18 protein-coding genes and 2 pseudogenes are annotated in these 24,422 nt (G+C 70.7%); 10 read left to right on the top strand and 10 right to left on the bottom strand.

The features are described from left to right. Nucleotides 1-4: 4 nt before the first annotated feature. Nucleotides 5-1,039, bottom strand: coding sequence for an SIS domain-containing protein (locus tag ACIA8R_RS24965; RefSeq protein ID WP_364086438.1), 1,035 nt, complete (start codon nucleotides 1,037-1,039; stop codon nucleotides 5-7). 176 nt (nucleotides 1,040-1,215) lie between these two features. Between ACIA8R_RS24965 and ACIA8R_RS24960 the strand changes: the two genes are divergently transcribed. The 3 genes from ACIA8R_RS24960 to ACIA8R_RS24950 all read left to right on the top strand — a co-directional run bounded on the left by ACIA8R_RS24960 (nucleotide 1,216) and on the right by ACIA8R_RS24950 (nucleotide 4,684). Then, entirely contained in the window at nucleotides 1,216-1,956 is a 741-nt protein-coding gene (locus tag ACIA8R_RS24960; protein ID WP_357703032.1) for a GntR family transcriptional regulator, read from the top strand. Between the two features lie 69 nt (nucleotides 1,957-2,025). Then, nucleotides 2,026-3,342, top strand: coding sequence for a PTS transporter subunit EIIC (locus tag ACIA8R_RS24955; RefSeq protein ID WP_364086435.1), 1,317 nt, complete (start codon nucleotides 2,026-2,028; stop codon nucleotides 3,340-3,342). Nucleotides 3,343-3,421: 79 nt separating this feature from the next. Beyond that, complete coding sequence (locus tag ACIA8R_RS24950; protein WP_397040610.1) at nucleotides 3,422-4,684, top strand: PTS transporter subunit EIIC; 1,263 nt, start codon at nucleotides 3,422-3,424, stop codon at nucleotides 4,682-4,684. 78 nt (nucleotides 4,685-4,762) lie between these two features. Here ACIA8R_RS24950 and ACIA8R_RS24945 read toward each other — a convergent pair. Further along, a pseudogene (locus ACIA8R_RS24945) lies at nucleotides 4,763-4,933 on the bottom strand (SEC-C metal-binding domain-containing protein); the annotation flags it as partial. Nucleotides 4,934-5,035: 102 nt separating this feature from the next. After that, a pseudogene (secA, locus tag ACIA8R_RS24940) lies at nucleotides 5,036-7,552 on the bottom strand (preprotein translocase subunit SecA); the annotation flags it as partial. Between the two features lie 225 nt (nucleotides 7,553-7,777). Between secA and ACIA8R_RS24935 the strand changes: the two are divergent. Further along, nucleotides 7,778-8,038 carry an HGxxPAAW family protein gene (locus tag ACIA8R_RS24935; protein ID WP_357703040.1) on the top strand — a complete coding sequence of 87 codons (261 nt, stop codon included), beginning with the start codon at nucleotides 7,778-7,780 and terminating at the stop codon, nucleotides 8,036-8,038. Nucleotides 8,039-8,290: 252 nt separating this feature from the next. Beyond that, nucleotides 8,291-9,484, top strand: a complete 1,194-nt coding sequence (locus ACIA8R_RS24930) for a winged helix-turn-helix domain-containing protein (RefSeq protein ID WP_397040608.1) — start codon at nucleotides 8,291-8,293, stop codon at nucleotides 9,482-9,484. A gap of 782 nt (nucleotides 9,485-10,266) precedes the next feature. Here ACIA8R_RS24930 and ACIA8R_RS24925 read toward each other — a convergent pair. From ACIA8R_RS24925 to mtrA, 6 genes are all read right to left on the bottom strand, one after another. Further along, on the bottom strand, nucleotides 10,267-10,965 hold the full coding sequence (locus ACIA8R_RS24925) for a response regulator transcription factor (protein WP_357703044.1): 699 nt from the start codon (nucleotides 10,963-10,965) through the stop codon (nucleotides 10,267-10,269). A 264-nt stretch (nucleotides 10,966-11,229) separates the two neighbouring features. Beyond that, nucleotides 11,230-11,892 carry a ribosome hibernation-promoting factor, HPF/YfiA family gene (gene hpf, locus ACIA8R_RS24920; RefSeq protein WP_357703046.1) on the bottom strand — a complete coding sequence of 221 codons (663 nt, stop codon included), beginning with the start codon at nucleotides 11,890-11,892 and terminating at the stop codon, nucleotides 11,230-11,232. Between the two features lie 627 nt (nucleotides 11,893-12,519). After that, nucleotides 12,520-13,113, bottom strand: a complete 594-nt coding sequence (locus ACIA8R_RS24915) for a ComF family protein (RefSeq protein ID WP_364086427.1) — start codon at nucleotides 13,111-13,113, stop codon at nucleotides 12,520-12,522. A 345-nt stretch (nucleotides 13,114-13,458) separates the two neighbouring features. Further along, nucleotides 13,459-15,183, bottom strand: coding sequence for an LpqB family beta-propeller domain-containing protein (locus tag ACIA8R_RS24910; protein WP_364086425.1), 1,725 nt, complete (start codon nucleotides 15,181-15,183; stop codon nucleotides 13,459-13,461). After that, nucleotides 15,170-16,918: an MtrAB system histidine kinase MtrB gene (mtrB, locus tag ACIA8R_RS24905; RefSeq protein ID WP_397040605.1), complete on the bottom strand. Its 1,749-nt coding sequence runs from the start codon at nucleotides 16,916-16,918 to the stop codon at nucleotides 15,170-15,172. Before mtrB ends, ACIA8R_RS24910 begins: the two co-directional genes overlap by 14 nt. Before the next feature lie 17 nt (nucleotides 16,919-16,935). Further along, on the bottom strand, nucleotides 16,936-17,613 hold the full coding sequence (gene mtrA, locus ACIA8R_RS24900; RefSeq protein WP_043620615.1) for an MtrAB system response regulator MtrA: 678 nt from the start codon (nucleotides 17,611-17,613) through the stop codon (nucleotides 16,936-16,938). Nucleotides 17,614-17,881: 268 nt separating this feature from the next. On the opposite strand from mtrA, the gene ACIA8R_RS24895 reads away from it, so the two are divergent. From ACIA8R_RS24895 to ACIA8R_RS24875, 5 genes are read left to right on the top strand one after another with little or no spacing between them, the layout of a single operon-like run. Next, nucleotides 17,882-19,189 (top strand): glycerophosphoryl diester phosphodiesterase membrane domain-containing protein, encoded by a 1,308-nt coding sequence (locus ACIA8R_RS24895; RefSeq protein ID WP_357703054.1) that lies wholly within the window; start codon nucleotides 17,882-17,884, stop codon nucleotides 19,187-19,189. Continuing rightward, on the top strand, nucleotides 19,186-19,812 hold the full coding sequence (locus ACIA8R_RS24890) for a DUF4129 domain-containing protein (protein WP_364086420.1): 627 nt from the start codon (nucleotides 19,186-19,188) through the stop codon (nucleotides 19,810-19,812). The genes ACIA8R_RS24895 and ACIA8R_RS24890 overlap by 4 nt, the downstream gene beginning before the upstream one ends. Then, nucleotides 19,809-20,987 carry a DUF4350 domain-containing protein gene (locus tag ACIA8R_RS24885; protein ID WP_397040603.1) on the top strand — a complete coding sequence of 393 codons (1,179 nt, stop codon included), beginning with the start codon at nucleotides 19,809-19,811 and terminating at the stop codon, nucleotides 20,985-20,987. Before ACIA8R_RS24890 ends, ACIA8R_RS24885 begins: the two co-directional genes overlap by 4 nt. Before the next feature lie 13 nt (nucleotides 20,988-21,000). Beyond that, on the top strand, nucleotides 21,001-21,957 hold the full coding sequence (locus ACIA8R_RS24880; protein ID WP_357703060.1) for a MoxR family ATPase: 957 nt from the start codon (nucleotides 21,001-21,003) through the stop codon (nucleotides 21,955-21,957). 55 nt (nucleotides 21,958-22,012) lie between these two features. Then, the gene (locus tag ACIA8R_RS24875; RefSeq protein ID WP_397040601.1) at nucleotides 22,013-23,386 is read left to right on the top strand and encodes a DUF58 domain-containing protein; all 1,374 of its coding nucleotides are present in this window, start codon (nucleotides 22,013-22,015) and stop codon (nucleotides 23,384-23,386) included. Here the strand turns inward: ACIA8R_RS24875 and ACIA8R_RS24870 are convergent. After that, nucleotides 23,383-24,375: a stage II sporulation protein M gene (locus tag ACIA8R_RS24870; RefSeq protein WP_364086412.1), complete on the bottom strand. Its 993-nt coding sequence runs from the start codon at nucleotides 24,373-24,375 to the stop codon at nucleotides 23,383-23,385. The genes ACIA8R_RS24875 and ACIA8R_RS24870 overlap by 4 nt on opposite strands. Nucleotides 24,376-24,422: the final 47 nt, after the last annotated feature.

Genomic DNA, 24,422 nt, shown 5'->3' with positions numbered 1-24,422 from the left:
TCGCTCAGTCCGTCTGCGTGACCTTGTTGAGTCCGCGCGGCGAGTCGGGGTCGATGCCGAGGCGCCGGGCCAGCGCTTCGGTGAGGAGCTGGCCGGGGATGATCAGGCCCATCGGCGCCACCCATTCGGGCAGGTCGGGGCCGTTCAGCGCGGCCGTGCCGGCCTGCGCGAGCGCGTCGCCGCCGCCGATCGTGTACGCCGCCGCGCCCGCCGCCACGACCCGCTCGGCCAGGGCCACCGTGCCGGACAGCGTGGGGCTGTTCTCCGAGGCCACCAGCAGCGCCGGGGTGTCGGCGTCGACCACGGCGATCGGGCCGTGCAGCAGGTCGGCGTAGGACAGGCCCATGGCGTGCAGGTAGCAGGCCTCCTTGAGCTTGAGCGCGGTCTCCAGGGCCGTGGAGAAGGCGAGCCCGCGTCCGGACACGACCACGCCCGGCTTGTCCAGCAGCCCTTCGACGACCGCGTCCAGGTCGCCCGGCTCGGCGATCAGCTTCTCGACCGCCTCGGGCACCCGCCGCAGGTCCCCGGCGTCCACGTCGGCGCCCAGGCCCAGCGCCAGCACGGCCAGCGCGGCGAGCTGCGTGGTGTACGTCTTCGTCGCCGGGACGGCCTTCTCCTCGCCGGCCAGCGTGCACAGCGCGACGTCGGCCGCCTGGGCGAGTGGGCTGTCCTCGCCGCCGTTGGTGATGCCGACCGTCTTCGCGCCGCAGTCCTTGGCCCAGGCCAGGGTCTCGACGATCTCCTCCGTACGACCCGACTGCGAGATCGCGACGGCCAGCACGCCGTCCAGGTCGACCTTGCGCTTGTAGGTCGTCGCGATGGACGGCGCGGCCAGCGCGCCCATCCGTCCCGCGTGGGACTCGACCAGGTAGCGGCCGTAGACTGCGGCGTTGTCGGAGGTTCCACGCGCGATGAACAGCAGTTGGCGAGTCTGCTCGCCCACCGCCTTCACCTCGCCGACCCTGGGGAGCAGGGCGTCGAGCGTGGCCCGCAGCGCCTCCGGCTGCTCGGCGATCTCACTGCGCATCTTGGTGGTCATCCTGAGCTCATCCCTCGATTCATACGGTTCGCACTTGACCGTCTTTCGCGACATGTGGTCTAGTCCGGACTAGACCAGTACGAACCATAGCCCATGACCACCAAACAAGAAATCTGCCCATAGACTGCCGCACCACCAGTCCCAGATTTCTTCTTTGCCGATCGAGGGGAGGATCCGTGGCGCACATCGATCCGGATAGCCCGGTGCCCAAGTACTTCCAGCTTCGCGAGATCCTGCTGGACCTCATTGACAGCAACGAGCTCAGCATCGGCGCCGCCATCCCGTCCGAGCGGGAGCTCTGCCAGCGGTTCGGCCTGTCCAGGATGACCGTACGGCAGGCCGTCGACCACCTGGTCTCCGAGGGACGCCTGCACCGCGTGCCGGGCAAGGGCACGTTCGTGGCCAGGCCCAAGATCGAGCTGGCGTTGCAGCTCACGTCGTTCACCGACGACATGAGGGCGCGCGGCATGATCCCGGGCTCGCGCGACCTCGACCGTCGCATCGTGCGGGCCAGCGCCCACCTGGCCAAGGAGCTGGGGATCCAGCCGGGTGAGGAAGTGCACTTCATCGAACGCCTGCGTACGGCCGACGGTGAGCCGCTGTCCATCGAACGGGCACACATCCCGGTCAAGCTCGCCCCCGACCTGGCCGATTACGACTTGTCCGACAAATCGCTGTATGAGCTGCTGGAGAGCCGCTACGGCCTGGTCATGGACGCCGGCGAGCTCACCATCGACGGCGGCATCGCCGACCCGAGCGACGCCGACCTGCTGAAGCTCCCGCGCGGCGGCGCCGTGCTGCTGCTCCAGCGCAGGTCCTTCTCCGGCGGCGTCTGCGCGGAGCTCGGCGTGTCCACCTACCGCGCTGACCGCTATCAGCTGCGGACCATACTCGAAATGCCCGTTAGACGGGGCTAGGGCCACTCCGCCGGGCCCGGACGGCCGGCCCGGCGGACGCCCCACTCCCACCCCCCGGAGGAACGCCCGGTGAACGAGACCACCGCCGCCGCCCGGCCTTCGCCGCTCGCACGCGTGATGAACGTGCTCCAGAGGCTGGGCCGCTCGCTGATGCTGCCCATCGCGGCCCTGCCCGCGGCCGCGCTGCTCTCCCGGTTCGGCCAGCCCGACATGCTGGGCTCCAACGGCCCGGCCTCCGGCGGCCTGGCCGACGTCCCGGGGTTCGCGTGGATGAGCCAGGTCGCCGCGGTGCTGGCCGCGGCCGGGGACGCGCTGTTCCAGAACCTGCCGCTGCTGTTCGCGGTGGGCGTGGCCATCGGCTTCGCCCGCAAGGCCGACGGCAGCACGGCACTGGCGGCCGTCGTCGGCTACCTGGTGTTCGACCGGGTGACCAAGGTGATGTTCTTCGGCTCCGACATCCGGGACACCGTGGCCATGCGCCAGGTCCAGGACGAGGGCATCAAAGAAGTCATCAACTACGGCATGCAGAACCCCACCAAGGTGCTCGGCGGCATCGTGATGGGCCTGGTCACCGCGCTGCTGTGGCAGCGCTTCCACCGGATCAAGCTGCCGTCGTGGCTGGCGTTCTTCGGCGGACGCCGATTCGTACCGATCATCACCTCCATCGTCGCGCTGCTGCTCGGCGTGCTGTTCGGCTGGCTCTGGCCGGTCCTCGGCGAGTGGATCCGCCACGCCGGCGAGGCCCTGGCCGCCATCGGTCCCATCGGCACCGGCATCTACGGCCTGATCAACCGCCTGCTCATCCCGCTCGGCCTGCACCACTTCGTGAACTCGGTCGTCTGGTACGTCGTGCCGCAGTGCGAGGTGGGCGGTCACGTGCTGGGCGGCGACTGGAACTGCTACTTCGGCGGCGCCCCGCACTCCGGCCAGTTCATGGCCGGCTTCTTCCCCGTCATGATGTTCGCCCTGCCGGCCGCCGCCCTGGCCATGTGGCGGGCCGCGCCCCCGCACCGCCGGGCCACGGTGGGCGGCATCATGCTCTCGGCGGGGCTGGCCTCGTTCGTCACCGGCATCACCGAGCCGATCGAGTTCGCGTTCATCTTCGTCGCGCCCGCGCTGCTGGTCGCGCACGCCATCCTGACCGGGCTGGCGATGGCGCTCACCACGCTCATCGGCGGGCAGCTCGGCTTCGGCTTCTCCGCGGGCCTGCTGGACATGCTGCTGAACGTGAGCAAGTCCAACACCCAGAACCTTCCGGGCATCCTGCTGCTCGGCCTGATCTACGGCGTCGTCTACTACGTCGTGTTCACGTTCCTCATCCGCAGGTTCGACATCATGACACCGGGCCGAGAACCCGAGCCCGACCTCGACTCCGGCGAGACCTAGCGCCCGTTTTCCGCCTCTCCCGCCGTGGTAGGAACCTGGCATTCCCCCGCTGACGGACCACCGACCGGGGGTGAGGGGCATGGGCGCGTCGCCCTGGTCGGCGACGTTCGCGGTGCTGCAGCGCATCGGCCGCTCGCTCATGATGCCCATCGCCGTGCTGCCCGCGGCGGGCCTGCTCTTCCGCTTCGGCCAGGACGACCTGCTCGGCAAGGACGGACTCGGCGGCATCCTTCCCTGGATGCTGCCCGTCGCCAACGTCCTGGCCGCGGCCGGCGGCGCCCTGTTCGACAACCTGCCCGTCCTGTTCGCGATCGGCGTGGCGATCGGGTTCGCCCGCAAGTCGGACGGCTCCACCGCCCTCGCCGCCCTGGTCGGCTACCTGGTGTTCGACCGCGTCAGCCGTACGCTCTTCTACGACGCGGGCCACGGCGCGGTCTACGACAAGGTCGTCGTCGCCACCCCCCAGGGGCCCATGCTCAACCTCGGCGCCCAGAACCCTACCGGCGTGCTCGGCGGCATCGTCATCGGCATCACGGCGGCGCTGCTCTGGCAGCGCTTCTACCGGCTGAAACCGCCCCCGTGGCTGGCCTTCTTCGGCGGACGCCGCTCGGTCCCGATCATCACCGCCGTCGCCGCCCTGCTGCTCGGCGTCGTGTTCGGGCTGGTCTGGCGTCCGGTCGGCGACTGGCTGTCCAGCGTGGGCGACTGGCTGTCGGCCCACGGCACCGCCGGCACCGGCATCTACGGCGTGGCCAACCGCCTGCTGATCCCCGTCGGCCTGCACCACTTCCTCAACACCATCGTCTGGTTCACCCTGCCCGAGTGCCATGCGGGCCTGAACGGCGCCACCCGGAACGCCGCCGGCGACCTGAACTGCTACTTCGCCGGCGAGCAGGGCGCCGGCATCTTCATGACCGGCTTCTTCCCCGTGATGATGTTCGGGCTGCTCGGAGCGGCCATCGCCATGTGGCGGGCGGCCCCGCCGGAACGCCGCAAGTCCGTGGGCGGCATCATGCTGTCGGCGGGGCTGACGGCATTCATCACCGGCATTACCGAACCGCTGGAATTCGCCTTCATATTCGTGGCGCCGGTGCTTTTCGTGGTGCACGCCCTGCTGACGGGGTTGTCGATGGCCCTGATGGCGGAATTCGGCGCGCGACTCGGGTTCACCTTCTCCGGCGGAGCCATCGACATGCTGCTGAACGCCAGCAAATCGAACACCCATCGGCTCGGCCTGATCATCGGCTTCGGCCTGCTGTATTTCGTCCTCTACTATTTGATCTTCGCATTCCTGATCCGCCGCCTGAACATCCCCACCCCCGGCCGCGAACCCCCCGCCTGATCACGCATGACGAAGCCCCCGCCCCCCCTGCTTTCGCACGGGGAGACGGGGGCCCGCTCAGGCTCTCGCCTCAGCCTGTCAGACGGCGTTCTTCGGGTCGCCGTGGCAGCGCTTGTACTTCTTGCCCGACCCGCACGGGCACGGCGCGTTGCGCTCGACGTTCCCGTACGCGGCCCGCTCGGCCGGCGTGGTGCGCACCCGCGTGTGCTCGACGTCGCCCTGCTCGCCAGGGGCGGAGTATTCGAGCTCGGCCGGGCGCTGCGGCCCGCGCAGGGCGGTGGAGATGATCGACCGCGTCTCGGTGACCGCGGCGTCCTCCTCCTCGACGATCGGGTTCTCCTGCACCTCGACCTCAAGGTTGAACAGGAAGCCGACCGAGTCCTCCTTGATGCCCTCCAGCATCGCGGCGAACATCTCGAAGCCCTCGCGCTGGTACTCGATCTGCGGGTCCTTCTGCGCGTAGGCCCGCATGCCGATGCCCTCGCGCAGGTAGTCCATCTCGTAGAGGTGCTCGCGCCACTTGCGGTCGAGCACGGACAGGATGACCTGGCGCTCGAAGTTACGCGTGGCCTCCGCCCCGAGCTGCTCCTCGCGCCTGGCGTACGCCTCCAGGGCGTCGGCCTTGATCTTCTCCGAGATGATCTCGGCGGTCAGCTCCTCGCGGCTGCCGACCTCCTCGACCAGGTCGTCGATCCGGAGCGAGACCGGGTAGAGCTCGCCGAACGCCTTCCACAGCTTCTCCAGGTCCCACTCCTCGGCGAAGCCCTCGGAGGTGGCGCCCGCGACGTAGCCGTCGATCACGTCGCCGACGAAGCCGCGCACCTGGTCGTGCAGGTCGGCGCCCTCCAGCACGCGGCGGCGCTCGGAGTAGATCACCTTGCGCTGCCGGTTCATGACCTCGTCGTACTTCAGAACTTCCTTGCGGATCTCGAAGTTCTGCTGCTCGACCTGGTGCTGGGCGGAGGCGATGGCCTTGGAGACGATGCCCGACTCGATCGGCTGGTCGTCGGGGATGCTCAGCCTGTTCATGATCATCTCGACCCTGGCCGCGTTGAACAGGCGCATGAGGTCGTCGCCGAGCGAGAGGTAGAAGCGCGACTCGCCGGGGTCGCCCTGACGGCCGGAACGGCCGCGGAGCTGGTTGTCGATGCGGCGCGACTCGTGGCGCTCGGTGCCCAGCACGTAGAGGCCGCCGAGCTGGGTGACCTCGTCGTGCTCGGCCTTGACGGCCGCCCTGGCCTTCTCCAGCGCCTCAGGGTAGGCCTTCTCGTACTCCTCCGGCGTCTCGACCGGGTCGAGGCCGCGCTGGCGCAGCTCGAGGTCGGCGCGGAACTCGGAGTTGCCGCCGAGCATGATGTCGGTGCCTCGACCGGCCATGTTCGTGGCGACGGTGACGGCGCCCTTGCGGCCCGCCTCGGCGACGATCGCCGCCTCACGCGCGTGGTTCTTCGCGTTGAGGACCTCGTGCACCACGCCGCGGCGCTTGAGCGCCTTGGACAGCCGCTCGGACTTCTCCACCGAGGTCGTGCCGACGAGGACCGGCTGCCCGGCCTCGTGGCGCTCCTTGATGTCCTCGACCACCGCGTTGAACTTGGCGTCCTCGGTCTTGTAGACCACGTCGGGCTGGTCCTTGCGGACCATCGGCCGGTTGGTCGGGATCGGGACCACGCCGAGCTTGTACGTCTGGTGGAACTCGTTGGCCTCGGTGACCGCCGTACCGGTCATGCCGGACAGCTTGGCGTAGAGGCGGAAGTAGTTCTGGAGGGTGACCGTGGCGAGAGTCTGGTTCTCGTCCTTGATCTTCACGCCTTCCTTGGCCTCGATGGCCTGGTGCATGCCCTCGTTGTAGCGCCGGCCGTGCAGCACGCGGCCGGTGAACTCGTCGACGATGAGCACCTCACCGTCGGAGACGATGTAGTCCTTGTCCTTCTTGAACAGCTCTTTCGCCTTGAGCGCGTTGTTCAGGAAGCCGACCAGGTGGGTGTGCTCGGGCTTGTAGAGGTTGTCGATGCCGAGCCAGTCCTCGACCTTCTCGACGCCGGCCTCCAGGACGCCGACCGTGCGCTTCTTCTCGTCGACGATGTAGTCGCCGGTGCTCTCCTCGCCCGGGTTCTTCGCCTCGACGCCCTTGCGCAGCCTGGGAACGATCTTGGCGAACTCGCTGTACCACTTGCCCGACTGCTCGCCGGGGCCGGAGATGATCAGCGGCGTGCGGGCCTCGTCGATGAGGATCGAGTCGACCTCGTCGACGATGGCGAAGTGGTGGCCGCGCTGGACGCACTCCTCCAGCGACCACGCCATGTTGTCGCGGAGGTAGTCGAAGCCGAACTCGTTGTTGGTGCCGTACGTGATGTCCGCTTCGTACTGCTTGCGCCGCTCATCCGGCGCCTGGCCGGAGAGGATCATGCCGACTTCCATGCCCAGGAACCGGTAGACGCGGCCCATGTTCTCGGCGCCGACCTTGACCAGGTAGTCGTTGACGGTGATGACGTGGACGCCGTTGCCCGCCAGCGCGTTGAGGTAAGCCGGCAGCGTACAGGTCAGGGTCTTGCCCTCACCCGTCTTCATTTCGGAGATGTTGCCCATGTGCAGGTTGGCCCCGCCCATGATCTGCACGTCGAAGTGCCGCTGGCCGAGCACGCGCCGGGCCGCCTCACGGACGGTCGCGAACGCCTCGGGAAGCAGGTCGTCGAGGCTCTCGCCGTCGGCGTAACGCTGCTTGAACTCGTCCGTCAGGGCGCGCAACTCCGCGTCGGACAGGCTCGTGAAGTCGTCCTCGATGGAGTTGACCTGATCGGCGATCCGCTTGAGCTTGCGCAGAGTCTTGCCTTCGCCGGCACGTAGGATCTTGTCGAGAATGGCTGCCACTTTATGTAAAGCTCCTCGCAGGTCTACCCCGGCGGCGCCGCCAGGAGGAGAGGCCGAGACAAACTTCCCCGGTTGCCATCGTAGGCGGTTCCACAACCAGACACAGCCACCGTGACGACGAGGGCGCCGGACACGTCTGGGAGAATGGGGTCAAGGCAGAGGGTATGCCGGTTGAGCGCCGGTTCGCACCAATAGCGGGATATCCGGCAAAGGAAGGATTTAGTCATGGTTGAGGGGAAGAAGTCCGAGCACGCGCAGAATCTCGGCAACCACGGCGGGCGCGCCTCCTCGTGGCTGGCCGTGACTGTCATGGTGGTGGGCACCATCGTGGCCGGCTTCGGACTGACGGCCGACAACTGGACGCTGGTCTGGGTCGGCGCCGGTGCGTTCGTCGTCGGCGGCATCCTCGCCCTCGTCTTCGACATCTTCACGGACGTGGTGATCGACGCACCCCGCGTCGGCATGCACGCCGAAGACCACCGCTGACCACTCCGGCACACGGCGGGCCCCGACCATCCGGGCGCCCGCCGTTCCCATGCCCGGCCCCTCCGGAACCCCCTGTTCTCGGCATCCAATTCCCCAACCCCAGGACATCGGCGTGTCGCTCCCACGGCGCACAGGTCGTGGGGCCGCCTCCGGCCGTCCCCACCTGGGACGGAGCGATTCTGTCGGTGGGCGCCGCTAAATTTCCCCCATGGATAGCCCTACCGTCCCCCAAGGCCCCCTGGGGTTCGCCGCATGACGAACGTGACCGACCTGACCGCTGACGAAGCGCGTCGGGTCATTCTGCGCGCCCAGGGGCTCATCGGCGCCGACGTGCGCAAGGGCGGGGTGCGCGGCATGCTTCGCCGGCTCGGCGCCGTACAGCTCGACACGATCTCCGTCCTGGCCCGCTCCCACGAGCTGGTCGCCTACGCGCGCCTCGGCGCGGTGGGCAGGCCCGCGGTCGAGCGCGCCTACTGGCACGATCCCGCCCAGAGCTTCGAATACTGGTGTCACGCGGCCTGCATCCTGCCCATCGAGCACTGGCCGCTCTACGCCTTCCGGCGCCGCGCCTACCGCGACCGGCGCTACCGCTGGCACGAGGTCCCCGACAGCGTCGACAAGCTGCTGCAGCAGGTGCGCGACTCGGGCCCGCTCACGACGTCCGACGTCGGCGGCGCCAAGAACGGCGGCCCGTGGTGGGACTGGTCCGACTCCAAGATCGGGCTGGAGTGGCTGCTCGACATCGGCGAGATCGCCTGCGTGCGCCGCGTCGGCTGGCGGCGCGTCTACGACCTGACCGAGCGTGTCGTACCCGCCGACTCGCTGGCCGACGACCTGTCCGACGAGGAGTGCATCGTCCTGCTGGCCGCCATCGCGGGCCGGTCGCTCGGGGTGGCCAACCGTACCGACCTGCTCGACTTCCTGCGCCTCAAGGGCAAGTACGCGGCGATGCTCGACCAGGCCCTGCTCAGCGGCGCCGCCGGTCTGGCGCCGGTCAAGGTGGCGGGCTGGCCCGCCAAGAAGGGCCACGCCAACGCGTGGGCCGACCCGCAGGCGCTGGAGTCCGAGCCGCGCGGCCGTCACCGTACGACGCTGCTGTCCCCGTTCGACTCCCTCATCTGGCACCGCGGCCGCACCGAGCGCGTCTTCGGGTTCAAGTACCAGCTTGAGCTGTACGTGCCCAAGGAGAAGCGCGTCCACGGCTACTTCACGATGCCCGTGCTGGCCGGGGGCCGCCTGATCGGCCGGGTCGACCCGGCCCGCGAGGGCACCACCCTGGTCGCCCGCCAGGTCCACCTTGAGCCCGGCCTGTCCCCCGCCAAGTGGGCCGACGCCCTGCGCGACGCGCTGTGGTCGGCCGCCGAATGGGTGGGCTGCGACTCCGTACGCGTCGAACGCACCGACCCCCCAGAACTGGCCCCCCTCCTGACCACACCCCAGCCGTAACCCCCCGAGAAACGGACGCCCCACCGCACCACCAACCCGCCTCCGAGCTCCCCGGCACCACCCCGACCACCCCGCACCCCCGCCCCTCTCTTCGGCGCTCCGCACTCCCTCCCCCGCCCCTGACCTCAGCCCGCGCTCGGGCCGGGGGCTTCGGGGAGGGGCCTGCCCTAAGGGCGAGCGGTCCGGCTGCAGCCGGGCGCGGGGGCCGGGGTTGTAGCGCCGCTGGGCGCTCTCAACGAGCCGTACGCGGCGGGTTACGTGCCGGGGCCGCTGGGCGCTCTCAACGGACCGTGCCCTGCGGGTTGCGCGCCAGAGCGGCGGGGGGCTGGGGAGGGCATCGGTGGGGTGCCCCGCGCTACGGGAGCTCGGCGCTTCCTGGCGCTGGAACGGCCCTCTCAGCAGCGGGCCGCCGGCTACAGCCACAGCCGGGAAGCAGCGCACTCGGAAACCGGACGAGGGCCGGGGCTGGACACCCGGGGCCGGGCACCGGAACCAGGAATCGAGCCAGCACCAGGAAACCGAGACCGAACCAGCACCCGAGCTAGGAGCCTGAGACCGAACCAGCACCAGGACCAGGACCAAGAGCCCGGGACCGAATCAGGGCGACCGAAGGCCGGGGTTGGAGGCCGGGGGCCGGGGGCCGGGGGCCGGACCAGGGCCATCGGGGACCAGGGCCAGGACCGGGATCGGCCAGGACCGGGACCGAGGGTGGGCCGGGGATCGTGTTGTGGTCGCTGTCAGCGGAGGGGGCTTCGGGGTGTTCTGTGGGGGGCCGGGTGGCCTCAGGTGATCTCCAGCATGCGTTCCCGCACCGCGTACACCACCGCTTCCATCCGCGAATGCAGCTGCAGCTTGTCGAGGATGTTGCGGACGTGGTTCTTCACCGTGTTCTCGGAGATGAACAGCTGCTTGGCGATCTCGCGATTGTTCATGCCCTTGGCGACCAGGCGCAGGACCTCCATCTCGCGGTCGGTCAGCCTGGGCACGGGGAGCTGCGGCGGGCGTTCGGCCTCCTTGCGGCTCATGTTCGCGAACTCGCTGATGAGCTTGGCGGCCATCGCCGGGTTGATTAAGGACTGTCCCTCGTGCACACCGCGCACCGCGGCGGGCACGTCGTTGATCTGCACGTCCTTCAGCAGATAACCGGTGGCGCCGGCCTTGATCGCCTCGAAGAGATCCTCTTCCTCGTCGCTCACGGTCAGCATGATGATCCGGGTGCTCGGGACGGAGGCCCTGATGCTCTTGGTCGCCTCGATCCCGTCCTGCCGGGGCATGCGTACGTCCATGAGGGCGACGTCGGGCATGAGGCGATCGGCCAGTTCGACCGCCTCCTGCCCGTCGCTCGCCTCACCGACCACCTCGATGTCGGGCTCCGCGGCCAGCGTCAACGCCAGGCTGCGCCTGATCAGCTCGTGATCGTCAACGATCAGCACGCGGATCGGCTCGCTCTCTGCCGTGCGGACCTCGCCGGACTCGGTCACGAGCCCTCCTCGGTCCGTCGTGCGCCTGCCTTGCTCACGGGGAACCTGCTCATCGGACGGCCGCTCCGTTGTCACGCCCGGTCGGGGCCGTGGCGGCTGTCCGCATGGCGGTTGTCCCGTCAGTACCCTCGCTTCGCTCGCTCATCTGAACCTGACTGAGCTCGCTCACGTGTCCTCCTCGTCGGGGGGCCAGAGCCGTCGGACCGCCATGATGGCACGTATGGCACGGTCCTCGGGTGGTCGAGAAGATCTTTTAGCGTGCGATCAGGGCTCTATGAGCCGCAACACGCCGTAGTTGTACCCGCGCCGGTTGTAGACCACGCTCGGCAGGCCGCTCTCCTTGTCACGGAACAGGTAGAAATCGTGCCCGACCAGTTCCATTTCGAGCATGGCCTGGTCGATGGTCATGGGTTCCGCCTTGTGGAACTTCTCCCGGACGACGAGCGGTCCGTCGCCGTCCATCTCGATCGGGACGATGTCGTCGTCGAGCTTCTCGTCCTGCACCGGCAGGTCCTCGTAGGACTCGGCCGGCTCAGGGACGTGCTTGGCCCCGAGAGGCGGCAGGCCGACGTCAGGGAGCGTCGCGGTGATCTCCGCCACCGAGGGCGGGCAGTGGTTGCCGTGATGAACCTTGCGCCGGTCGGCCAGCCGCCGCAGGCGGCCTTCCAGCTTGTCGAGGGCGATGTCGAGGGCTACGAACCGGTCGTCGGCCGAGGCTTCGGCGCGGATGGCCGGGCCCTTGGAATGGATGGTGAGTTCGACACGCTCGCGCTGGTCGGCGAGGCGAGGGTTGCGTTCTTTCGACACCTCCACATCGACTCGGATGAGTTTGTTGTCCAGACGTTCGATCCTGGCCAGCTTGGTCGTCACCTGGTCTCGGAACCGGTCACTCACTCCTGTGTGCCGACCCTTGACGATGATGTCCATGCAACAGCCCCCCTTCGTCTAACGACTGAGCAAGAGCGCCCGACTCTGTGCGTTCCGGACGGGGTTTCGGGTCCGCCTCTCTGTCACCGCTACCCTCTTCCGCCACGACGTCACCGGGTTCTCGGGTGGCACCCGTCCGGCCGACCTGGTCTTCGACCCCACATCCGCCTGCTGAGGATTTCGCAGCTCTGTTGCCACTACTGCCCTTCTCTTCTGACGAGGGACATCTGGACCCTCGGGAAGGCAGGACTTATCCCTAAGCCGCACCGTGATCGGTCGACAAAGAGTCGCCTTACGTGGACCGTTTTGCCTGCGGCTGGCATCGGCTAGCAGAGCCGGGGACACCGACTCTGCGCAACCACGGACCCGAACGGGTGCCATGTCAGAACGCTATCCGCATCCTGCGCGAATGTCAGCCGGAGCGTCGGCCAAAGGATCACGTTCCGTGACTTTTCCGGGGTTCCGGACGCCCGGGGGACCTCGGAGCGCCCTGTCGGCAAGCCCAGTGGCCACGCGCCTTCCGACGGTCTGAGCTGCACCACTTCTTCTTCCCCCAACAGGAAATCCATCCTTCAAGATGGGCCTAAGAATTGGATCTTTCTTTACCGACAGTGATGTCAAGCGTTTTCAAGATCTTCGGCGTGTCGCGGCGACGGTGGCCGCCATCGGCACCCGTACGCCGGCAGCGCGCAGTGCGCGGGCGGCTTCGGCGAGCGAGGCGCCCGTGGTCACGATGTCGTCCAGGAGCAGCGCAGAGGGCGCTGGAGGGCCTTTCGCGCGTCCGGCGACACAGAGGGACCCGGCGAGGTTCGCGACGCGCTGCGTGGCGCTCAGGCCCGCCTGGTCGGCCACCCGGCGCGCCTGCCGCAACCCCGCCCACGGCTCGGCCCGCAGGCCGGACGCCACGAGGTGACGGGTGACGAGCACGGCCACCCGGCCCATGGGATCGTGCCCCCGGCCCCGCAGCGCCCTCCTCGCGCTCGGCACCGGCACGACGGCGAACGGCCCCCGCGCCCACCCTGCCCCCGCCCCGGCGCCCAGGGCGGTGAGCACGGTGAACGCCAGCACCTGCGCCAGCACGCCGGCCAACGCCACCGCGCCGCGCTCCTTGTAGGCCAGGATCGCCCTGCGCGCCGCGCCCTCGTACGGCGTGGCCGACCAGCACTCGGGCAGGCCGGCCGGGCCCGGTCTCGGCCCCCGCCTGGCGGGGACGGCGGCCATCTCGGCCGCGCACCCCGGACAACACCGAGCACCGGCACGGCCGCAGCCCACACAGGACTGCGGCAGGAACACATCGAGCACGCCCCCGAACACGCCGCCCAGCATGCCTACCGCCACCGACAGTTCTGGGAAACCCGAGCACCGCACGCTCGCGGGCAGAGGTCAGCCCGGAGGGAGGCGGGCCAGGGCGAAACAGACCCGGAGGGAGGCGAACCCGGAGGGAGCGGCCCCAGAGGGAGCGGCCCCAGAGGAAAGCGCGCCAGGGGGAACCAGACCCCGAGGGAGGCGGACCCAGCGAGAAGCGTGCCCAGGGGAGGCGGGCGCGCGGAGGGAGGTGGGTCCAGGTCAGCCCAGGGGGAAGAACGGGTTCTTGGCGCTGGGGTCGATCCTGCTCGTCCAGCCCTGCCGGTCCGGGTTGAGCTCGATGATCTTGGGCCCCTTGTCGGTGTTCGCCTCCGCGAGCACCCGCCCGATCAGCGCAGTCACCCGCTCCAGCCGGTCCTTCAGCGGGATCCCGATCGTCTCGCCGTCGCCGATGTCGATCTCGTTGAGTATCTGCCCGGCCTTGCTCTTGATGAGGACGAGCAGGTGCTCGTCGTCCTCCCAGGCGATGTCCTCGATCTCGTACTCGACCTCCGTCGAGGTCAGCGTCTGGAGGTTGCCGAGCATGGGCCCGTTGAGCCCCTCGCTCAGCGCGCCGAGCTGCACGGTGTTCTTGCCGGTGCGCAGGGCCACCCGCACGCCGTCCCTGGCGATCCTGAGCGCGGTGACGTCGAGGCCGTCGAGTCCGGGGGCGGAGACGCGCTCAGGCCCGTGTCCGCCGTTGGGGTCGTACCGCAGGACGACCTTGTTGTGCTGGTCGAACGTCCACAGGGAGCCGTCGCGGCGCCAGGTGGGGTCGGTGAGGTCGGCGCCCTCGATGACCTGCTGCCAGCGGCCCTCGGGGGTGAGCCCGGCGATCGAGATGCCGGTGGAGGTCCGGGCCGCGACGATCGCGCCGGTCTGCTGCGTGGACAGCGCGAACGCCTTGAAGTCGGTGTTCGACTCCCCCGCCGGTCCGGACACCGCGACGCCCGCGCCCTCGTTGTTGCTCATGACGTGCACGGACCCCTTGTTGGTGTAGTACGGCGTGTTGCCGCCGTTGTCCAGCCAGTGGGTCTCGGAGTTGGGCGGCTCGGTCCAGTACTGCTCGCCCTCGACCTGCACCTCGATGGTGCGGCTGATGGCGACCTTGTTGTTGGTCAGGCTGTACTTGAGCTGGGCCACCAGCGCGGCCTTCTCGCCGAGGTCGAGCGGCAGGAGCGGGCCCGACAAGTTGATCACGACGCGGTCGTCGCCGGTGCCGATCGACTCGACCTCGGTGCCCTCGGGGAACACGGTGCCCACGGCGCCGCGCAGCGCGCCGCTGGGCCCCTTGAGCAGCCGCCTGACGATGGTCTGGGCGAAGGTCTCGGTCGGCTTGAGCCGCAGGCACACCCGGTCGACGACCAGCCGCTCGCGGGCGCTGTTGAGGTAGTACAGGTTGGTCAGCCGGTACGCCCGGGCCACGTCGGACTTGGTGAGCAGCAGCCCGTCCGGCAGGTCGTCCACCCGGTAGACGCCCCGGGCGTCCTTCTTCAGCACGAACAGCCGCTCCGGCGCGTTCCCCGACAGCGGCACGTACGCGTCGTCGGGGTCGATGCGGGCGACCTGCTTGGCCTTGAGCCCGTACGTCTCCGCGGCGTCGCCCTCCACCGGGTCCACCTGGTACACGTCTTCGATCACCGTCACCGGCCCGGACGGCTTCCACTTGGCCTGGGCCTTGGGCGTCAGGTACTTGGCCAGCACGGAAGGGTCGTCGGGGTAGGCCGCCATGGCCGCCTGGAGCCCCTTGACCAGCAGCTCCGGGTCCCAGTCGTCGCGCGGCGCGACGGCGATCATGCGCTGGAACGGCTTGTTCAGCGGGTCGCCGCCCCCGGCGTCGCTCACCGTGTACGGCCCGGTCACCGGGATCACGGTGCAGCCCGACCCCGCGCAGGCCACGGCCGCGGCGATGGCGACCGCGGCCCCCATCCGCCTAGTCCTCGTCATGGCCGCCTCCGTCCCCCGAGGCCGGGAGCAGCACCGGCGTCATGTGGCTGCGCCAGGTGCGCCGCATCTCGATCTCGGGCGGCACCAGCGACAGCGGCGAGCCCTTGAGGTCGGCCCCGGCCAGCCGGGGCAGCGTGAGGCGGAACTGCGAGCCCTCGCCCGGCTGCCCCCATGCCTGGAGCCAGCCGCCGTGCAGCACGGCGTCCTCGCGGGAGATGGCCAGGCCGAGCCCGGTGCCGCCGATGGTCCTGGCCCTGGACGGGTCGGCCCGCCAGAACCGGTCGAACACCATCGTCTCCTCGCCCGGCTTGAGCCCGATCCCGTGGTCGCGGACGGCGACGGCGACGGCGTCGCGGTCGGCCCCCACGGTCACCACGATCTCCCTGCCCTCGCCGTGCTCGATGGCGTTGAACAGCAGGTTGCGCAGGATGCGCTCGACGCGGCGGTTGTCGACCTCGACCATGCACGGCTCGTGCGGCAGGCGGATGTCGAAGCGGGTGGAGTGGCGCTCGGCCAGCGCCTCGGAATCGGCGATGGCCCGGTGGACGACGTCGCGCATGTCCACCGAGTCGATGTCGAGCGTGGCGGCGCCGGCGTCGTAGCGGCTGATCTCCAGCAGGTCGGCCAGCATCGACTCGAACCGTTCGAGCTGGGCCTGCATCAGCTCGGCCGAGCGGGCGGCCATGGGGTCGAAGTCCTCGCGGGCGTCGTACAGCAGGTCGGCGGCCATGCGGACGGTGGTCAGCGGCGTGCGCAGCTCGTGGGAGACGTCGGAGACGAACTGGCGCTGGACCTGCGACAGCTCCTCAAGCTGGTGGATCTTGAGCGCCAGGTTGGCGGCCATCTCGTTGAACGAGTTCGCCAGACGGGCGAGGTCGTCCTCGCCGCGCACCTTGAGACGTTCGTCCAGCTTGCCGGCGGCCAGGCGCTCGGCGGCCTGGCGGGCCAGCCGTACGGGCGTGACCACCTGCCGGGTGACCAGGTACGCGATGGCGGCCAGCAGCAGGACGAGCCCGAGCCCCACCACGACGATGGCGAGCCGGACGTTGGACAGCAGCTCCTCTTCCTCGTTGAACGGGAAGAAGTGGTAGACCTGGTAGTCCTCGCCGGTCAGGGTCTCGTGCACGACCCCGGCGACCACGAACGTGAGCGTGGCCTGGCTCTGCCCGGCGAACCTGATCGTCTCGATGGACACTTCGGTCTTGCCGTACTCGGCCCGGTTCATGTACCTCTGCAGGCGCTGCCGGAGCGAGGCGGGCACGTCGGCCTGCACGACCCGGCCCGAGGCCCGCGACATGCCGGGCGTGGCCTCGTTGAGTATGAGGACGTCGTAGCGCTTCTTGGAGCCGTCCTCGCCGGACCCGGTGACGGTGTCCATGACCTGGTCGAGCGGGTTGACCTTCTGGTCGGCGTCGGCGGCCTTGGCCCCGTCGTCGGACGGCGGGATCAGCGCGTCGGCGATCTGCAGCCGGTCGGCGTAGGCCTCGTTGAGCGCGGACTGCTGGCTGCTCGCGATCACGGACCTGTTGATCTCGTCGGACAGGAACGTGCCGAGGACGACCACGACGGTCACCGAGATCACCAGCGTGCTGGTGACCACCTGGAGCTGGAGCGAGCGCCGCCACACGCTGCGCACCCGGCCCGCCGCACGACGCACCCTCCGGCGGACGCCGCCGAGAATCTGGCGGACCGTCCGTCGGCGGGCATTCCGGGTCGAGGGCCTGGTCGGGGGCATGGCGGGGCGGGGGAAGGCTAGGCGGGGCCGGCTTTGTAGCCCACGCCGCGGACCGTCACGACGATCTCGGGGTGCTCGGGGTCCTTCTCGATCTTGGCGCGGAGGCGCTGCACGTGCACGTTCACCAGCCGGGTGTCGGCGGCGTGCCGGTAGCCCCAGACCTGCTCCAGCAGGACCTCGCGGGTGAAGACCTGGCGCGGCTTGCGGGCCAGGGCGACGAGCAGGTCGAACTCCAGCGGCGTGAGGTTGATCGTCTCCTCGCCGCGCTTGACCGAGTGGCCGGCCACGTCGATGGTGATGTCGCCGATCTGGAGGATCTCGGGCGTCGGCTCGTCGGTACGGCGCAGCCGCGCCCGCACCCGCGCCACGAGCTCCTTGGGCTTGAACGGCTTGACGATGTAGTCGTCGGCGCCGGACTCCAGCCCGAGCACCACGTCGATCGTGTCGCTCTTGGCGGTGAGCATCACGATCGGCACCCCCGACTCCGCCCTGATCCTGCGCGCCACGTCGATGCCGTCGGCGCCCGGCAGCATCAGGTCGAGCAGGACAAGATCCGGGCGTGTATCCCGGAACGCGTCGAGGGCCTTGTCGCCGTCGGAGACGAAGGACGGCTCGAAGCCTTCTCCGCGCAACACGATGCCGAGCATCTCGGCGAGAGCGGCGTCGTCGTCGACGACCAGCACGCGACCTTTCATGGCCCCTCATTCGTTCTACGCATTGTGGGACATACCCGCACGATCGCTGAAGGTTACCCTTGGTCGGCCCATGTGTGGGACATGAGCCTCACGAAAGGCGAATTTTAGGTTCCCCCCGCAACCACAAACCCAGTCTGCGGTAACGGAGCGACTTTCGGCCATCCCCGGCAGCCTTCGTTGCCCTGATTCGCCGATAAATGAGGGCTGGATGAGCCGGCGAATGCCCTCCGTGACACCAGCCACCCGCCCAGCGTGCCAGGATTGGGATATGTCAGACGGTCACGGACGCACGCCCGAGACGCCCCCAGGCTGGTCTGCCGAACAGCCCCCGCCCTACAGCGCCCCGCAGGCTTCCCCGTGGACCGCGCCGGGCTCGCCCACGCAGACGCCGTACGGCCAACCGTACGAGCCGCAGGGCGAAGCCCCCCAGCCGCCGCCCTACGGCCCGCCGGGGCCTCAAACACCCTACCCCCAGCCGGGCCACCCGCACTCCGGTCATCCGCAACCCGGCCAACCCCAGTACGGCTACCAGCAGCCCGGCTACGGCTACATGCCGCCGCCCGCGCTGCGTCCCGGCATCATCCCGCTGCGCCCGCTGGGGCTCGGCGACATCCTCGACGGCACGATCAAGCTGGTCAGGTCCAACCCCAAGGCCGTGCTCGGCCTGTCGGCCATCGCCGCCCTGCTCGGCGCGGTGCCGCTGGCCGTGGGCCAGGCGCTCATGCTGGGCTCGATGGGCGACGCGCTGGAGGACCCGGCGTCGGCCTCCGCCGGCTACGACAGCGTCAACGGCGTCATCGCCCAGTACGGCGGCATGCTGGTCTCGTACGCGGTCCAGTTCGTCGTGGTCACGGTGCTGACCGGCGTGCTGACCCGCATACTCGGCCGGGCCGTCTTCGGCGGCAAGATCACCGCGGCCGAGGCGTGGCACCTCTGCAAGGGCCGCATCCCCGCGCTGTTCGGGGTCGTGGGGCTGATGGCCGTCATGATGGTCGTGCCCGTGGCCGTGTTTTTGGTGATCCTGTTCGCGCTCGCGATGAACGTCTCCTCCTCCGACGGCGTCGGCCTGATGCTCGGCGTGATGGGCCTGTTCGTCCTGCTCTTCATCCCGTACTACCTGTTCATCACCACGCGCTTCGCGTTCGCCGCGCCCGCCGTGGTGCTGGAGGGGCGGGGGCCGATCGACGCGATGCGGCGCTCGTGGCACCTGGTGACCGGTGACTTCTGGCGGGTGCTCGGCATCCTGCTGCTGACGTCGCTGCTGGTCGGGCTGTTGTCCGGGGTGCTGTCGGTGCCGTTCACGCTGGGCGGGACGGTGATCGGCGTGCTCGGCGGCGGCTCGCCCGGCTCGGCCGTGGCCGCGGCCGTGTTCATCGCCGTCGGCGGCACGCTGAGCGCGATGCTCTCCTACCCCTTCCAGGCCGGCGTCTCCGGGCTGCTCTACGCCGACCGGCGCATGCGCGGCGAGGCGTTCGACCTCGTGCTGCAGACCGCGGCGATCGAGCAGCAGCGCCAGGGGTGGGTGCACTCCTCCGCCGACGAGCTCTGGCACCCGTCCAACTCAGCCGGGTCGTGAGCCCGGTCGACCGGGAGGAGGCGGCCCGCAGAGCGGCCGAGGAGCTCCTCAAGCCCGGATACGAGAAGGAATCCCTGTTCGACCTGCTCTATCGGCGTTTCAACCAGTTCATCGGTGACCTGACCGACGCGGCGACGGGCGGCGGCTCGACCGGCGGAATCATCGCCGCCATCGTGATCGCGCTGATCATCCTCGGCGTGATCCTGCTGGTCGCCTGGCGGTTGCGCGGGACCGCGCGCAGGAACGCCATGGCCGTCGGCGGCCTCTACGGCGAACGCGTGCTCAACGCCGCCGAGCACCGCAGGGCCGCCGAACGCCTGGCCGCCGAGGGCGACTGGACGCAGGCCGTCCGCGAACGCCTTCGCGCCATCGCCCGTGACCTGGAGGAACGCGCCCTGGTCGACGGCATGCCGGGCCGCACGGCCGACGAGCTGGCCGCCGAGGCGGGCGCGGCGCTGCCCGCCTTCGCCGCCGAGCTGGCCGCCGCCGCCCGCTCGTTCGACGACGTCAGCTACGGCGGCGTGCCCGGCACACAGGCCGCCTACCAGGCGATGAGCGACCTGGACGAGCGGCTGCGCCAGGCGCGGCCCGTCCCGCTGGCCGTGGGAGGCGTCCCTTCATGAGCCTGTCCACCTCCGCGCCGCCGGCCGCCTCCGCCCCCACCTCCCCCACCGCCCGCTCCACCTGGCGGGCGGGCCGCATGATCGTCGTGCTCGGCCTGGTCGTCGTCCTGTTCGCGGCGGCCGCGGTGCTGTTCGGCCCGCAGCGCGGCCCCTCGCGCTTCCTCGACCCGGCCGACACCTCGCTGGCCGGGTCGAAGGCGCTGGCGGAGCTGCTGCGGGCCAGGGGCGTCCAGGTCGACCGGGTCGACTCGGTCGAGGCGGCCGCCGGCAAGGCCGCGGACGGCGGCCGGCTGCTGCTGGTCACCGACCTGACCTACCTCGACGAGCACCGGCTCGCGCAGATCCCGGGCGACCGGCTGATCGTCGGCGACCTGCCCGGCCTCGACGTGCTGGCCCCCGAGGCGCGCCCCCTGCGCGAGCCGTCGCGCGTGCGCTCCCGCGACCCGGAATGCGGGCTGCCCGCCGCCACGCGGGCCGGCAGCGCGTACGTCGGCGGCCTGGTCCTGACCGGCCCGCCGGGCGCCGCCGCCTGCTACCCGGCCGGCGAGGGCCACTCGCTGGTCAGCTACCGCACCCCCGACGGCGCCACCACCACGGTCGTCGGCGACGGCGCGTTCATGACCAACCTGCGCCTGCCCGAGGACGGCAACGCGGCCCTCGCCCTCAACCTCGTCGGCACCGGCAGGCCCGTCACCTGGCTGGTACGCCCCGACAACCCGCCCCCGCTCGACCTGCCCGGCTCCGAGGGCAAGTCGATGTACGACCTGATGCCCCCGAGCATCCCCTGGGCGCTCCTGATGGCCTGCCTGACCGTGGTGCTCGTCGCGTTCTGGCGCGGGCGCCGCCTCGGGCCGGTGGTCACCGAGAAGCTGCCCGTCATCGTGCGGGCCGCCGAGACGGTCGAGGGCCGGGGCAGGCTCTACCGCGCCAGGAAGGCCAGGCAGCGGGCCGCCGACTCGCTGCGCGCCGGCACGATCGACCGGCTCACGCCCCGCCTGGGCCTGGCCCAGGGCGCCGGGCCGCACGAGCTGGTCGCGGCCCTGGCCGCGCGGATCGCCGACGACCCGCAGGTGGTCGGCGCCGCACTGTACGGCCCGCCGCCGGCCGACGACGCCGGGCTCGTCGCGCTGGCCGGGTACTTGGACTCCATCGAAAGGCAGGTCAGTGAACTCTGAGGAGACATTCCGCGTGGCCCCCTCGGGCGAGGCGGCCAGGGAGGCGCTCGGCGCGCTGCGGGCCGAGGTGTCCAAGGCCGTGGTCGGCCAGGACGCCGTGGTCACCGGGCTCGTCATCGCCCTGCTGTGCCGGGGGCACGTGCTGCTCGAAGGCGTGCCGGGCGTGGCCAAGACGCTGATGGTGCGCACCCTCTCCGCGGCCCTGTCGCTCGACTTCAAGCGCGTGCAGTTCACGCCCGACCTGATGCCGGGCGACGTGACGGGCTCGCTGATCTACGACGCGAAGACCAGCGAGTTCGAGTTCAGGGAGGGGCCGGTCTTCACGAACCTGCTGCTCGCCGACGAGATCAACCGCACCCCGCCCAAGACGCAGGCGGCGCTGCTGGAGGCCATGGAGGAGCGCCAGGTGAGCGTGGAGGGCTCGGCCCGGCCGCTGCCCGACCCGTTCGTGGTCTGCGCGACCCAGAACCCGGTCGAGTACGAGGGCACCTACCAGCTTCCCGAGGCCCAGCTCGACCGGTTCCTGCTCAAGCTGACCGTGCCGCTGCCGCCGCGCGAGCAGGAGATCTCGGTGCTCGAACGGCACGCGCGCGGCTTCGACCCGCGTGACCTGTCCGACGTCAAGCCCGTGGCCACGGCCGAGGACCTGGCGGCCGGCCGCGAGGCGGTCTCCCAGGTGCACGTGGCCCCCGAGGTGCTCGGCTACATCGTCGACGTGGCCCGCGCGACCAGGAGCTCGGCGTCGCTGCAGCTCGGCGTCTCGCCGCGTGGCGCGACGGCGCTGCTGGCGGCCTCCAGGGCGTGGGCGTGGCTGTCCGGGCGGCCCTACGTGACGCCCGACGACGTGAAGGCGCTGGCCAGGCCCGCGCTGCGGCACCGCGTCCAGCTCCGGCCCGAGGCCGAGCTGGAGGGCGCGACCGCCGACGGCCTGCTCGACGGCATCCTGGCCTCGGTCCCGGTCCCGCGCTGATGGCCCGCTCCGACGAACGCGAGTGGTCCGCGACGCTGTCGCCCGGGAGGCGCCGATGGCTCTGACGGGACGCGCCGGGCTGCTCGCCGCGGCCGGGATCGTGGTGGTCCTGCTCGCGCCGCAGCCCGCCGCCGCGCTGGCCGGGGTCTGCCTGCTGCTGACCGCCGCGATCATCGTGGACCTGGTGTTCGCGGGCGCCGTGCGGCCGCTGCGGCTCCACCGTTCGGGGGACACGCTCGTACGGCTGGGGCAGACGGCCACGGTCGAGCTGATCGTGGAGAACCCGGGCCGCCGGCGGGTGCGCGGGCGGATCAGGGACGCCTGGCCGCCCTCGGCCGGGGCCGAACCCCGGGTCGCCGCGCTCGACGTGCCGGCCGGTGAGCGGCGCAGGATCGTGGTCACGCTCAACCCGACCAGGCGCGGCGACCGGTCGTCGGTGGCGGTGACCGTGCGCTCGGTCGGGCCCCTCGGCCTGGCCGCCCGCCAGGGCAACCACCGCTCGCCGTGGTCGGTGCGCGTGCTGCCGCCGTTCCTGTCCCGCAAGCACCTGCCGTCCAGGCTGGCGCGGCTGCGCGAGCTCGACGGCCGGCATCCGGCGCTGGTGCGCGGGCAGGGCACCGAGTTCGACTCCCTGCGCGAGTACGTGGTGGGCGACGACGTGCGGTCCATCGACTGGCGGGCCACCGCGCGCCGCAACGACGTGGTCGTGCGCACCTGGCGGCCCGAGCGCGACCGGCGGGTGCTGATCGTGCTCGACACCGGCCGCACGTCGGCGGGCCGGGTGGGCGACGCGCCGGTCCCCCTGACCGGGGCCGTCGCGCAGGGCCCGGGGCTGCTGGTACGCCCCGACCCGCGGCCCGCCCCCGGCTGGCCGCGCCTCGACTGGTCGATGGACGCGGCGCTGCTGCTGGCCGCGCTCGCCGCCAGGGCCGGCGACCAGGTCGACTTCCTGGCCTACGACCGGGCGGTGCGCGCGTGGGTGAGCGGCGCGTCCCGTACCGAGTTGCTGTCGTCGCTGGTCAACGTGATGGCGCCGATCGAGGCCGAGCTGGTCGAGGCCGACGGGCAGGGCATGGTGGCCGCCGTGCTGTCCCGGGCCAAGCGGCGCTGCCTGGTCGTGCTGCTCACCGACCTCAACGCGGCGGCGCTCGACGAGGGCCTGATGCCGGTGCTGTCCCAGCTCTCCTCGCGGCACCTGGTGCTGGTCGCGGGCGTGTCCGACCCGCGGGTGGCGGCCATGGCGGCCAGGCGCGGCAGCACCGAGGAGGTCTACGACGCGGCGGCGGCCGAGCAGGCCCAGCTCGCCCGCAGGCGCATCACGGCCAGGCTGCGCCGGCACGGCGTCGAGGTCGTGGACGCGCCGCCCGAGGACATCGCGCCCGCGCTGGCGGACGCCTACCTGGCGTTGAAGGCCGCGGGCCGGCTCTAAGCGGTGGGGGCGACGTCGGGAGCGCGTTCGACGTCGCCGGTCTCGTTCTCGCGCAGGGCCCTGCGGCCGAAGACGATCACGTACGCCAGGAAGGCCGCCTCGGCGAGCACCCCGATGCCCACCCGCGCGGCCGTGGGCAGCCCCGACGGGGTCACGAACGCCTCGATCAGCCCCGACACGAACAGCACCACGACCAGGCCGAGCGCCACGCTCATCACCGCCCTGCCCTGCTCCGCCAGCGCCTCCAGACGTCTGCGCGGCCCGGGGTCGATCACCGTCCAGCCCAGGCGCAGGCCGACGGCGGCCGCCAGGAAGACGCCGGTCAGCTCCAGCAGGCCGTGCGGCGTGATCAGGCCGAAGAAGATGTCCAGCTTGTCCCTGGAGGCCATCAGCCCGGCCGAGACGCCGACGTTCGCGGCGTTGCTGTAGAGGATGAAGGGAATGGGGATGCCGAGCAGGATGGCGTAGATGACGACCTGGGCGGACACCCAGGCGTTGTTGACCCACACGTGGCCGGCGAAGGAGGCGGCGGGATTCTCGGAGTAGTAGTCGGCGAAGTCGTGGTCGACGAGCTGGGCGATCTCGTCGGGCGAGGCGATCGACGCCTGCACGTCGGGGTTGGCGGCCACCCACGCCCCCAGCACCCACGCGACCGCGATGCTGGCCAGCGCCGTGGCCAGCCACCACCGCCGCGCCCGGTAGGCGACCACGGGGAAGGAGACGGTGAAGAACCTGACCAGCTCCCGCCAGGCGGGCGTGTGCGCGCCGGTCACCGCCGACCTCGCCCTGGCGACCAGGGCCGACAGCCGTCCGATCAGCGCCGCGTCGCGGGAGGAGGAGCGCACGATGGACAGATGCGTCGACACCCGCTGATAGAGGTCGACCAGTTCGTCCACTTCCGCGCCGGTCAGCGAGGAGCGGTTCTTGACCAGGTGGTCGAGCCGGTCCCAGACGGGGCGGTGTGCTGTGACGAACGCGTCGATGTCCACCCGACCATTGTGGCCGCTCGTTCAGTGCGGCATTGCCGTTAGGCTCC

Origin of the sequence: Nonomuraea sp. NPDC051191, assembly GCF_044455665.1 — a bacterium.
Taxonomy (GTDB): Bacteria; Actinomycetota; Actinomycetes; order Streptosporangiales; family Streptosporangiaceae; genus Nonomuraea.
Note: the sequence above shows the minus strand (reverse complement) of the source record. Positions and strands in the feature narration are given on the sequence as shown.